Below are 12,003 nucleotides of genomic sequence, written 5' to 3'. Positions count from 1 at the left end.
CTACAAACATAGGGAATTCCCTATTTTTTCGTCTGAAGACGAAAGATTCACGACTTTGACACGCCTTTGGCCCGAAGGCTTACTATAATGAATCTATTACACCCGCTGCGTAGCGGGACGAAAGGATGCAAACCGATGATTGAACTGATTGCAACAGCTGAATCGCTGGGACAAGCCGAAAAGCTGCTGGAGAGCGTGGATACTTTATACATAGGAGAAGATGAATTCGGGCTTCGGCTGCCGGTTTCCTTCAGCCGGGCTGAACAGAAAGAGATGATTGGGCTGGTCCATGATGCCGGGCGCAAGGTGACAGTGGCAGTGAATGCGCTGCTGCACAATGACCGGATCCAGGCGGTACTGCCTTATTTGGAGTTTCTGGCAGAGGCCGGGGCGGATGCGGTAACCGTCGGAGATCCCGGCGTCATTCATTTGATGGCGCAGCATAAGATCCAGTTGCCGTATCTCTATGATGCGCAGACGATGGTGACAAGCGCAAACCAGGTGAACTTTTGGGCGAAGTGGGGAGCGGTGGGAGCCGTACTCGCTCGGGAATTGACGAAAGAGGAATTGCTGCAGATTAGCCGGAAGGCAGAAGTGCCAGTGGAAGTACTTGTATATGGTGCCACATGCATTCACCAATCGAAGCGGCTACTCGTGCAGAACTATTTTAATTATGTCGGTGAGGCGGCATCAGGGCAGGAGCGTACGCTGTTTTTGTCGGAACCGAAAAAGGAAGATACCCATTATTCGATCTACGAGGATAGAAACGGTACCCATATTTTCGCGACGAATGACGTCAGTCTGGCAGGACAGCTGGATGTATTGAAAGAAGGCGGGTTGCTGCGGTGGAAACTGGACGGTTTATTTACAAAAGGGGACGCTTTCGTACAAATCGCGAAGCAATTCAATGAAGCCAAGAAGTTGCTGGAAGCGGATCAATGGACAATGGATGCAGCTGGACAGCTACAGAAAGAAATCCAGCAGCACCATCCTGTCGGGCGGTCGCTCGATGAAGGCTTTTTTGTGAAAAATCCAGAGGACATAGAGTAAGGAGAAACCGATATGACAACATTGACAAAGCGAGTTATCACAAAGAAACCTGAAGTGTTGGCGCCTGCGGGGACGCTGGAAAAACTAAAGACGGCCATCCGTTATGGGGCAGATGCGGTGTTTATCGGCGGCAATGCATACGGACTAAGAAGCCGTGCGGGCAACTTCACGTATGAGGAGATGGCGGAAGGTGTGGCATTTGCGCGGGAGTATAATGCGAAAGTGTATGTTGCTGCCAATATGGTTGCGCATGAAGGTGATACGGAAGGCGCGGGGGACTTTTTCCGGACATTGCGGGACATCGGCATTGATGCAGTTATCGTATCGGATCCTGCGCTAATTGAAATCTGTGCGATGGAAGCGGAAGGTCTTCCAATCCATTTGTCGACACAGGCTTCTGCAACAAATTACGAAACGCTGAATTTCTGGAAATCGGAAGGCCTCGAGCGTGTCGTCCTGGCACGGGAAGTGAGCATGGAGGAGATCAAGGAAATTCGCCAGAAGACCGACGTTGAAATTGAAGCGTTTATCCACGGGGCGATGTGTATTTCCTATTCGGGCCGCTGCACGCTATCGAATCATATGGCAGACCGCGATGCGAACCGAGGGGGCTGTACGCAGTCATGCCGATGGAAATACGGTTTGTTTGAAATGGATGAAGCGGCGGAGCGAACGTCACTGCTCGGTGGCGACGAGTCCGGCGATATAGAAGAGGCCTTCTCGATGAGTGCAGTCGACATGGCGATGATCCGGTATATTCCGGAGCTAGTCGAGAATGGCGTTGACAGTTTGAAAATTGAGGGACGGATGAAGTCCATCCATTATGTCTCGACAGTCGCAAATGTATATCGGCAAGCCATCGATGCCTATTGCGCCGATCCGGATAATTATGTATTCAACCAGGAATGGGAAGATGAGCTGTGGAAAGTCGCCCAGCGTGAATTGTCGAGTGGGTTTTATTACGGAATACCGAGTGAAGAGGAGCAGCTTTTCGGAAAACCGCGCAAGATTCCGGCGTACAGCTTCATCGGCCAGGTCTTAGATTATGATGAGGAGACGAAGATTGCGACCATCCAGCAGCGCAATGTGTTTAGCCAGGGGGATGCCATCGAGTTCTACGGACCGGCCTTCACGCATTTCGAGCAGACGATCGAAGAAATGTGGAATGAAGACGACGAGCCGATCGACCGGGCACCCAATGCTATGATGACAGTGAAGATGCGCGTGCTGCAACCTGTCCGGCCATTTGATATGATGCGCAAACAACGCTGAGAAAAGGAATAGCCAGACGTTACGTTCGTCTGGTTTTAATGGCGTTCAATCCGACTTATTGGCGTTCATCCGTTTTAACTGGCATTCAGAGGAAACAACTGCGTTCCTCCCAATCAATACAGGTAGAATAGACTTTCTTCATGTCATTAATTTCTTTTAGAATAAATCGAGTAAATGTATACAAATTCGAACATCGGTGTTACACGTTGTTGATAGACGATAGCTAGAAATCAAAGCATACTGAGGAAGGAGGTGAGAAATGTATGATAAGTATGAATTTGAAACGGTTGCGGCAGCAGCATCAGTATACACAGGAGGAACTGGCTGAGGAATTGGGTGTGTCTCGCCAGGTCATTGCGAAGTGGGAAAGAGGCGAGTCGACGCCTGATTTGCAATTTTGTGTCCGGTTGGCAGAGTTGTATGATGTGACGCTGGATAATCTTGTGAATTATGACGAGCAACAGGCGGGCGTGGCGGTGCCGCCGAAAGGAAAGCATTTCTTCGGTGCAACGACAGTCAGTGATCGGGGCCAAATCGTCATACCGAAAAAAGCGCGGGAGCTATTCCGAATCGAAGCCGGCGATACGCTTATTATCGTGGGAGATGAGGACCGGGGATTAGCAATAGTTCCGCAACAATATATGCAAGGATTTTTTCCGCCGGGTGTCCTTCTTGATCCGGAGGGGGATGAATAATGAAAGCAATTGAATTGCATCATCTCACTAAACATTACGGCAACGAGCTAGTTATCCGAGATATATCTTTGTCGATCAATAGCGGAGAATTGTTTTCATTGCTCGGTGTCAACGGGGCTGGAAAATCCACGCTGATTAAGATGCTGTCGGGATTGCTATTGCCTACTAGTGGCAAAGCGGTAATTTTAGGACATGATGTTGTTAAGGAGGCGAAACAAGTAAAGCGTGTCATTGCGGTCTCTCCTCAAGAGACTGCAATCGCACCGAATTTATCAGTCTATGAGAACTTGGATCTCATGGCGGGGGTGCACGGCTTTTCAAAAAGTGAGCGTGAGCAGAAAGTGGCGGCCATGATGCATGCGTTCTCTCTCACTCCGTTTACAAAGCGTCGGAGCAAAACGCTTTCGGGCGGCTGGAAGCGTCGTTTAAGCATCGCCATGGCCTTGATAAGCGAACCGAAAATCTTGTTTTTAGATGAACCTACGTTAGGACTGGATATTTTGGCAAGACGCGAGCTTTGGAAGGTGATAACAGATCTAAAAGGAAAGGTCACCATCATTCTGACAACGCACTATTTAGAAGAGGCAGAGAGTTTATCGGATCGTATCTGCATCTTAAAATCTGGTGAAGTAAAGGCTGTTGGAACAGCGGAAGAATTAAAATCGCTGACAGCGGCGACATCTTTTGAGGATGCCTTTGTCACTTTGGTGGAAGAGGTGGCGATATGAGAACAATGATATTCGCTTCCCGGACAACAAAAGAAATGATCCGTGATCCGTTGACGTTATTTTTTGGCTTGGCGTTTCCGATCATCCTCTTGCTGTTGTTGACGCTCATTAATCAAAACATTCCGGAGGCTGTTTTCACTCTCACCAATCTGACGCCTGGTATCGCCGTCTTTGGCTTATCTTTCATGACTTTATTCTCAGCACAAATGATTGCAAAAGATCATGTCAGTGAGTTATTAACAAGGTTGTTCACTACCCCGATGACAGCCAAGGACTTTATCACGGGATATACGTTGCCCCTAATTCCTATGGCGATTATGCAGACTATCATTTGTTATGGCGTCTCCCTGTTCCTCGGGATGGAGCTAACGTGGAAGATTCCATTCGCTATCTTAACCATATTGCCAGTTACTGTTCTGTTTATAGGAATCGGATTGTTATGCGGCAGCCTTTTCAATGAAAAAGCGGTCGCGGCGATTTGCGGGGCATTGCTCACCAATCTGACTGCCTGGTTATCAGGAACTTGGTTCAGTTTGGAACTTGTTGGCGGATGGTTTGAGAAAGTCGCCTATGCTTTGCCGTTTGTTCATGCGGTCGGAATGGGGAAAGCTGTTATGCAAGGGGATTATGATGGTATTTTGCCTCATCTCTGGTGGGTGCTCGGATACGGTGCTGGGATAACGGTACTTGCCATATACGTTTTCTCAAGAAGAATTAAAGAATAGATGAAAGATTATCCTTTCCGTCCGTAATGAGAAATTAGGATAGTTATGGAAGACACACCTGTCCGAATCGGATGAAGAAGGCAGGTTTAATCAAATAAATTCATCCATAATAGAACGCCTTATGGCTGGTGCCGTGGGCGTTTTTGGCGTGAAAAATTCTGTTGGTGAAGTTTGAAACTTTTTCCTATAATCTCCGTCTGTAGGTTGCTTACATGATGGCGGGGGTGGTTGTATGAGAAAAATATATAATAGCAGGCATGCACTAGTTAGTATTCTCTTATTAGGCAGTTTGTTTTTGTTTGTGCTTAACGATTCGACGCGCTTCTCCTTTTTAAGTGGATCGCATGGAAAAGTATTTGCACAATTGATACAAGGTGATGCTTCAGTTAAAAAGGTGAAAATGGAACGAGTGCTGACGTTGGAAAAACGCCAGCCGATTTATATGCGAGGGGAAACACTCATTCAAATCGGGGAGTTGGAAGCGAATCAGCCCGTAGCGATTGAGGGGGAAGATGAAGCGTACTATTCCATCCGGTTAGGAAAGATGATTGCCTTTATTCCCAAAGGGCACGGCACGGTGGATTCGATGAAATTGCTTGTATCCACTCATGTGGATCAGTTGGCTGCTGTGAAAACCGTCCAAAGGACAGAAGTATATGAACGGGCTGACAAGCATAGTAAGCGTTTTTTGCAAATCGAGGAAGGATTCCGGTATCCGGTAATCCAGGAAACTGAAGACTGGTATGTGATCAAGCTGGGGGAGCGGCCGGGGTATATAGCGAAACAGGCGGTTGTGCCAGATGAAGGCTTGCCTGTGCTTGTCTATCATCATATATTGCCTAGTGATTTGATGACTACGACTGCCAGTACGGTTTCCCTTGAATCATTCGAACAACAGATGTCCTATTTAGCGGATCATCGTTTCAAGACACTTTCAGCGGAGCAGCTTTATGATTATTTGGAGGGGCGGCTGATTGTTCCGAGCCGTTCTGTAGTCATTACGTTTGACGACGGCTTGCTGTCATCGAAGGAATACGCATACCCTCTCTTGAAACAATACGGTTTCCAGGCGATGCAGCATATCATTTCCTCTCGTACTGATCGGGAACAGGGAACACAGCTATTTGATGCAAACGGGTCCCTGCAGTTTTTGACTGCAGCAGAGATGGCGGACATGAGAGATGTTTTCCAATATGAAGCGCATACCCACGAACTCCATGCACTTGAGACGACAGAGGCAGGGAGTGTCGGAATTGCACTAGGTCTTGCAAAAGAAAAGATTATAGAAGATTTACAGCAAAACAAGGAACACGTGCCGTCTGCAATTTCCATCGCCTATCCGTTTGGCCAGTATAATGCGGCATTCCTCGAGGCGGCGAAAGAAACCGGTCTGCTCATCGGATTTACGACAGAAGAAGGATATGCGGATCGACGCACGTCCAATTATGAAGTAAGCCGTTTCGGTATAACAGAGAAGAAATCGTTTGCTCATTTTGTCGAGTATGTGGATGGTGAAATGAAGTGGGAGTAGGGTGGCACAGGGGTCTCTACAAAATCCAGTGAGGTCCAAACAAAAGAGAAGATGAAAAGACTCGCGGTCCCAACGGACGCTGGTCTTTTTTTGATTCTCCCCAAAATGGTAGGATGGATACAAGGGTACTAGTTGGAAGATATAAAGCTTTTATAAAGTTCCAAGAGATATAGAAAATCGATGATAGATTAGAGTCAGGAGGTATGGCGATGGAGGAACAGCTATTGTTAGTAGAAGATGATGCGGAAATCGCCCGGATTATCCGAGATACGCTTCGACAGGAAGGCTATACGGTGACATGGGCGACGACGGGGCTGGAAGGATGGGAGGATTTCCAGCGAACTGCGTTCGACTTAGTGCTTGTCGATTGGATGCTGCCGGAAATGGACGGCATTACGCTTTGTCAAAACATCCGGTGGAAGAGCGATGTGCCCATCATTATGATCAGTGCGCGGAAGGAAGATGAAGACAAAGTCGAGGGGCTGGACACCGGGGCGGATGATTACCTTGCAAAGCCATTCAGCCTGGCAGAATTAAAAGCACGCGTCGCTTCTCATTTACGGAGGTGGCGGCGCTACAATGGCCAAGCGCAGGAGATGGAACAATCGTCATTTGCAAATGACTTGAAGGTAGATTGGAAGCGGGAGCAGGTATTTTTGAAAGGTGAAGAAGTGCTGGTGACCATTAAAGAATTTGAACTGCTCAAGCTGCTTGCCGGAAATCCGGAGCATATCTTTTCAAAGAATGAATTGTATCGTCATGTCTGGCAACAGTCTGAAATCGGGGATTTGCATACGGTGACCGTGCACATTAAATCACTCCGGGAAAAATTGAACGATCCCGTGAAGACGCCGCATTTCATCCAGACCGTATGGGGGAAGGGCTATCGCTTCATTGGTGAACCGCAATGAAAATCAGGACATGGCTGCTCCTCTCTTTTTTCATCGTCATGCTTTTGCCGCTCGGCGCAGCATATGGCCTCTTCGCTTGGATTAACAACTATCATCACGACCGCAATGTCGCCGAGCGCATGGATAATTGGATCGAGTTGAATGCGGTGAAGTCGGTCGTTCGGGAGCCTTCCCTCTATCGGAAGGATGCAGATTGGTCCGAGGTCGGACAGCTCGCCACGGACCGGCTTTCGATCACATTGTATACGAACTCCGGGTTACTGCTCTATTCCTCCAACCCGCTCAAGCAGGGGGATTTGATATTTAATGACAAGGAAAGGCTCTATAAAGATTTTTATGAGCTTCAGCACTCCTTCGGCCGATACTCGTATAAGGAACCCGTTTGGGAAGGGAAAAACATCGTAGGTGTATATGAGATTATATGGATCCGGGATGAATGGGTAACCGGCGTAGAGCAACGGATGTGGTTTGTGACAGGAATTTTCGGCGTCTTTTTCCTCTTGTTGTTTGGGGCTGTCGCCTGGCTCGTCAACCGGAAATTAAACAGGCCGCTTCATCTTTTGATGGGACAAATGAATTCATTTGCAAAAGGAGAGCCTGTCCAGACGATGCCGAAGCGCCACGACGAAATCGGGGAATTGGCCGAAAGCTTCGAATCGATGCGGGCGGAGCTCCAAGAGGCGAACCGGAGACTTGCGGCCGAACAGCAACAGCGTGAATTCATGATCGCCAGTATTTCACATGATCTGAAGACGCCCCTTACATCCATCCGGGCCTATGCGGAGGCACTGCAGGCAGGACCTTCAGCGCACGACCGACAAGAATACCACGACATCATCATTGCAAAATCGAATTATATGAGACAGATGCTTGATGACCTGCTCATGTACACATTGCTGCAATCAACTACGTATGAAATGGAACTCGTTCCCGTGGACGGGGAAGAATTCTTCGAAATGCTTGTGTCCGGCTACGAAACGCTTTGCGTAGAAAAGCGGATTGACTTGCTGGTGGCATGTGACGTAACGGGCGACTACAACGTCAATTCCAAGCAGCTGATGCGGGTCGTCGACAATCTGATGGCGAATGCCATCGCCCATACGGCGGCTGGCGGAACAATCGGTCTTGCTGCGGTTCAAGCGGGCAAGACGCCTGAATGGTGCTTGGACTTTGTAACGAGTGAACTGAAGAAAAACGAGGGGCTGTACTTGATTGTCCAAAACGAAGGAACGGGACTGTCCCAAAAGGAAATCGAGCAAGTCTTCCAGCCGCTCTATCAAGCCGACCAAGCAAGGACGAAAGCGGGAGAGCGCGGCACGGGTCTTGGCTTAAGCATTACAAAACAAATTATTGAAAAACATGGGGGCATCGTGCAGATGGCCTCTGTCCAGAACATCGGAACAGCCGTCATTTGCTGGCTGCCTGGAATGAAAGGGGAAGAAGATAAATGAATTGGATCAAGACAACTGCATCTATTGGTGTCATGCTGTTTTTTGCCATCGGGCTTGCAGCATGCAGCTCAGAGGAAGGCCAATTTTCACCGAAGGAAGTCATTAATGAGGCGTTGAAAGAAGCGAACCAACCACTCGAATACTATGGAGAGTACGTCATGACATCCGAAGATGGATATGAAATCGAGGCGAAGGAATGGGTAACGAAAGAAGGGAAACGGAGACTTGAAATGCAAACGGGGGACGGATCAGAACTCACAACCGCAGTGAATGATGGTACAAAGTTATCCGTCTACGACACGGGAAGCAACACTGCCATGATAACAGAAGTCAATGATGATCTGCGCGCACTCAGTCAGCGATCACCACGGCAGCAGGCTGAAGCCATCCTGGAAATTGTCAAGGATACACACGATCTCTCCGTAGGGCAAGAAGAGAAAATCGTAGGACGCGACACGTTTCATATTATCGCGAAACCAAAAGATGATAAGACACTAATCGGCAAACAGGAAATGTGGATTGACAAAGAAACATGGATGGTGCTGAAATCTTTTTCCGAAAGTAATGGTCTCTCCATGACACAAGAGTACACCTTGATTGATTTCAAGCCGGAAATAACGGACGATCTCTTTGTACTGGATATTCCGGAAGATGCGACGATCGAAATGATAGACGAAGAAAGCATGCTGCCAGATGAAACGACCCTAGAGGAAGTGAAGAAGGAACTCGGCGCATACTATCAAATCCGCGAGACGGATGATTTGAAGCTCGACAAAATTACCGTCTTGGAAGGTTTTGAAGGACGCCAGGAGTTCTCATTCGATTATTTAAAAGATGGAGAACCGGCTTTCTCTGTATCCGTCTTCAAGCTAATGCCGAACGTGACAAGCTTTGGCCGTACTGCTGCAGTAGAAGCGACAACGATTCGCGGATTGGAAGGCACTAAAATGGATGCCAAGGGATTTCGTTCATTGGATTGGGAAGAGGACGGTTTGCAATATGTTGTCCTACTGGAAAACCCAGATATTGAGTTTGAAGAAGTGGAAGCGTATATAGAGGAAATGGAATTAGTGGAGTGAGCATGATTTGAATAGTGAGGAATTGTAAGGACACACGCTTGGGGCGTGTGTTCTTTTTATTGTCATGGATAGGTCTGCGAACCTGATTGGAAATTGTTGTTCGGAAGCTCCATGTTATTTTATAAGACACCATGTTATACAACGGGCGTGCTATGGAAAACGGGGTGAAATGTCAAAGGATTATGCGCTGGAACAGTGATAAAAAAACTTTTTTCGTCACAAAATAGCCTTTTTTAGTTGCATAGCAACGATAGTTTTATTACAATAGCAAAGTGTTAAACAGTTAGGTGCCTAATTATTAGAAGGTATAAATGATTTGGAGGAGTAGAAATTTCTATTCTCTCCACACTAAACGTAAGTGATATCATTTTCCTTCGGATATATCAGTAAATCGTATGGATTTTGTATAGGGAAGACAAAGACATTACACAAAGATACGCTTTGTTTAGTTCGTCGGAAGCGGGATTACTGGCTTTAAAAACGGTTTGTAATGCAGTTGCTCGGAAATTACGATAAAGTCTGGCGTGGAAGAATGTTATATATAAATAACATTCATGTTTTTTTGGAAATGAAATAAACAGCCTTGCCGAATAGAGGCAAATAGAGTTTTAGGCAGTGCCAATAAAAGTTAGTTGGGAAAGGATAAAAATAAATGAAACAAACATCTAAATTTCATTACGCATGGATCATTCTGATTGCGATCAGTTTGATCGTCGGGATTGGCAAAGGGGCTGTTAACAATACGGCTGGACTATTCCTGACGGCTGTCACTAATGATCTTGGAATCGGAATGGGGAAATTATCCCTTTACTTTAGTATTTCTGCAGTCGTGACAATGGTCTTCCTGCCGATTGCCGGAAAACTTATGGCAAAGTATGACACACGTCTTGTCTTGTCTGTAGCCATCCTTTTGCAGGCGGGGTCTTTTGCGTTATTCGGTTTTATGAGTTCAGTGTGGGGATGGTATATTTTATCAATACCACTGGCGTTGGGCGGTGTATTCATTACCGTTATTGCCGGTCCTATTGTCATTAACCAGTGGTTCAGAAAAAGCAACGGATTGGCTTTAGGTGTTCTCAGTGCTTTCGGCGGATTGCTTGGTACCATCACGCAGCCAGTAACTGCTGGTTTAATTGACAATCTTGGCTGGAGAACGACTTACATGATTATTGGCGGGGTAGCTATTTTGATCGTAGTACCGGTTGCTCTGCTGCTTATCAGAAGGTCTCCTCAGGCGATAGGCATTTTGCCTTACGGGTCTCAGGAAGTGGAAACAGAGCAGGGAAATCAGGTGCAAGCAAGCGCAGAAGAAGGTATAGATTTGGCGACGGCCAAAAAATCGGCCGCACTTTATTCGCTGATAGTCTTCTTCTTCCTAATTACCTCTATTTCAAGTTTCTCCATGCATATCCCGAAATATCTTGTCAGTAAAGGGTTTGATATTACGTTCGCGGGTAATGCCATGGGCACATATATGCTTGGAGTTTTAATCGGATCGCTTATTCTCGGCTTCTTAGTCGATAAACTTGGATCGAAAGTTACTGCGATTTTTGCCATGATTGCGGGTGCGGTAACAGTAAGCCTCCTTCTTTTCGCAAACAACAGTACAACAGTCATCACTGTTGCGGTAGGAATTTTTGGATTGGTAAGTTCATGTATCGGTATCGTGGCACCCGCACTTGCAACTGACTTGTTCGGAAAGAAAGCGTATAGTGAAATCTTTTCCACTGCTTCATTAGGACTTGCCATTTCCTCCATCATTGCGTTGCCGGCATACGGGTTCATTTATGATGCCACGGGAAGCTACACATCTGTACTTTATGCGCTTCTTATCATGATTGTCATTAATATCGGTTGTGTCTTCGTCGCATTTGCGAATAAAAAGAAATTGATTGACCGAGGACTTTGGACGAAATGATACCGCAGAACATCTGCTGAATTTTTAACTAGTGCTGAGGATGATATGTAACTGAATAGACCATCATGTTAGACGGTGGATCGTTTAAATTTCGATAAGACAAAATAAGCCCACATTAGGTTTTTCCTAAAATGGGCTTATTTTTATAGAGAAAGTTCTGTATGATAAAGGAACTTACATCTGGAAAGCAGGGAGTATATGAAGGAAGAAACAATCTTTGAAATCATTCATAACATGGATAAATTCACGAATAACTTAATCATTCAATGGAATAAAACATTCAATGAGGAGTTAGGCGTCTCCCATATTCTTCTCCTCGGACACTTAATGGTACACGGGAAAAGCCGTCCTTCCGATATTGCAAAAGTGCTCGGGCTGACCCCGCCTACTGTGACGCATCTGACAGAAAAGCTTGTGAAAAAGAAACTGGCCGTCCGCTCTACAGATGAGGAGGACCGCCGTATTGTGTATGTATCCATTTCAGACGCAGGAATCGAAATCGTGAAACGTGCCACTCTTGAAGGGCAAGTCCTGCGTAAAAAGCTATTCGAAAAATTAACGAGCGAAGAGCAGGAGCAAATGCTACGGATTTATAAGAAGTTGAATTCGTAATTAGGTGTGATGTCATTGGAGTTTGTATCAA

General features: G+C 46.5%; 11 protein-coding genes. All 11 read left to right on the top strand.

Going from position 1 to position 12,003, the window contains the following annotated elements; all coding sequences use genetic code 11:
- Window positions 1–138: 138 nt before the first annotated feature.
- The 11 genes from NCCP2222_RS13125 (at window position 139) to NCCP2222_RS13075 (ending at window position 11,972) form a co-directional block, all read left to right on the top strand.
- A complete protein-coding gene (locus tag NCCP2222_RS13125) occupies window positions 139–1,050 on the top strand; it encodes a peptidase U32 family protein (RefSeq protein ID WP_375709189.1) in 912 nt (303 codons plus the stop codon).
- A 12-nt stretch (window positions 1,051–1,062) separates the two neighbouring features.
- On the top strand, window positions 1,063–2,322 hold the full coding sequence (locus NCCP2222_RS13120; protein WP_248512801.1) for a peptidase U32 family protein: 1,260 nt from the start codon (window positions 1,063–1,065) through the stop codon (window positions 2,320–2,322).
- 263 nt (window positions 2,323–2,585) lie between these two features.
- The gene (locus NCCP2222_RS13115; RefSeq protein WP_248512800.1) at window positions 2,586–3,017 is read left to right on the top strand and encodes a helix-turn-helix domain-containing protein; all 432 of its coding nucleotides are present in this window, start codon (window positions 2,586–2,588) and stop codon (window positions 3,015–3,017) included.
- The gene (locus NCCP2222_RS13110; RefSeq protein WP_248512799.1) at window positions 3,017–3,745 is read left to right on the top strand and encodes an ABC transporter ATP-binding protein; all 729 of its coding nucleotides are present in this window, start codon (window positions 3,017–3,019) and stop codon (window positions 3,743–3,745) included. The genes NCCP2222_RS13115 and NCCP2222_RS13110 overlap by 1 nt, the downstream gene beginning before the upstream one ends.
- On the top strand, window positions 3,742–4,470 hold the full coding sequence (locus NCCP2222_RS13105; RefSeq protein ID WP_248512798.1) for an ABC transporter permease: 729 nt from the start codon (window positions 3,742–3,744) through the stop codon (window positions 4,468–4,470). Before NCCP2222_RS13110 ends, NCCP2222_RS13105 begins: the two co-directional genes overlap by 4 nt.
- 232 nt (window positions 4,471–4,702) lie before the next feature.
- A complete protein-coding gene (locus NCCP2222_RS13100) occupies window positions 4,703–6,001 on the top strand; it encodes a polysaccharide deacetylase family protein (protein ID WP_248512797.1) in 1,299 nt (432 codons plus the stop codon).
- Window positions 6,002–6,210: 209 nt separating this feature from the next.
- Window positions 6,211–6,912, top strand: a complete 702-nt coding sequence (locus NCCP2222_RS13095) for a response regulator transcription factor (RefSeq protein WP_248512796.1) — start codon at window positions 6,211–6,213, stop codon at window positions 6,910–6,912.
- Window positions 6,909–8,363, top strand: a complete 1,455-nt coding sequence (locus NCCP2222_RS13090) for a HAMP domain-containing sensor histidine kinase (protein WP_248512795.1) — start codon at window positions 6,909–6,911, stop codon at window positions 8,361–8,363. The genes NCCP2222_RS13095 and NCCP2222_RS13090 overlap by 4 nt, the downstream gene beginning before the upstream one ends.
- Window positions 8,360–9,442, top strand: coding sequence for a LolA family protein (locus NCCP2222_RS13085; protein WP_248512794.1), 1,083 nt, complete (start codon window positions 8,360–8,362; stop codon window positions 9,440–9,442). Before NCCP2222_RS13090 ends, NCCP2222_RS13085 begins: the two co-directional genes overlap by 4 nt.
- Before the next feature lie 652 nt (window positions 9,443–10,094).
- Entirely contained in the window at window positions 10,095–11,360 is a 1,266-nt protein-coding gene (locus NCCP2222_RS13080; RefSeq protein WP_248512793.1) for an MFS transporter, read from the top strand.
- A gap of 198 nt (window positions 11,361–11,558) precedes the next feature.
- Entirely contained in the window at window positions 11,559–11,972 is a 414-nt protein-coding gene (locus tag NCCP2222_RS13075; protein ID WP_248512792.1) for a MarR family winged helix-turn-helix transcriptional regulator, read from the top strand.
- Window positions 11,973–12,003: the final 31 nt, after the last annotated feature.

Source organism: Sporosarcina sp. NCCP-2222, assembly GCF_023168145.1.
Lineage (GTDB): Bacteria > Bacillota > Bacilli > Bacillales_A > Planococcaceae > Sporosarcina.
Note: the sequence above shows the minus strand (reverse complement) of the source record. Positions and strands in the feature narration are given on the sequence as shown.

Excerpts from the sequence above, each read along its gene's own strand:
- NCCP2222_RS13095 (WP_248512796.1), top strand. The coding sequence starts at position 6,211 with ATGGAGGAACAGCTATTGTTAGTAGAAGATGATGCGGAAATCGCCCGG.
- NCCP2222_RS13105 (WP_248512798.1), top strand. The coding sequence starts at position 3,742 with ATGAGAACAATGATATTCGCTTCCCGGACAACAAAAGAAATGATCCGT.
- NCCP2222_RS13110 (WP_248512799.1), top strand. The coding sequence starts at position 3,017 with ATGAAAGCAATTGAATTGCATCATCTCACTAAACATTACGGCAACGAG.
- NCCP2222_RS13085 (WP_248512794.1), top strand. The coding sequence starts at position 8,360 with ATGAATTGGATCAAGACAACTGCATCTATTGGTGTCATGCTGTTTTTT.
- NCCP2222_RS13100 (WP_248512797.1), top strand. The coding sequence starts at position 4,703 with ATGAGAAAAATATATAATAGCAGGCATGCACTAGTTAGTATTCTCTTA.
- NCCP2222_RS13075 (WP_248512792.1), top strand. The coding sequence starts at position 11,559 with ATGAAGGAAGAAACAATCTTTGAAATCATTCATAACATGGATAAATTC.
- NCCP2222_RS13080 (WP_248512793.1), top strand. The coding sequence starts at position 10,095 with ATGAAACAAACATCTAAATTTCATTACGCATGGATCATTCTGATTGCG.
- NCCP2222_RS13090 (WP_248512795.1), top strand. The coding sequence starts at position 6,909 with ATGAAAATCAGGACATGGCTGCTCCTCTCTTTTTTCATCGTCATGCTT.
- NCCP2222_RS13115 (WP_248512800.1), top strand. The coding sequence starts at position 2,586 with ATGATAAGTATGAATTTGAAACGGTTGCGGCAGCAGCATCAGTATACA.
- NCCP2222_RS13120 (WP_248512801.1), top strand. The coding sequence starts at position 1,063 with ATGACAACATTGACAAAGCGAGTTATCACAAAGAAACCTGAAGTGTTG.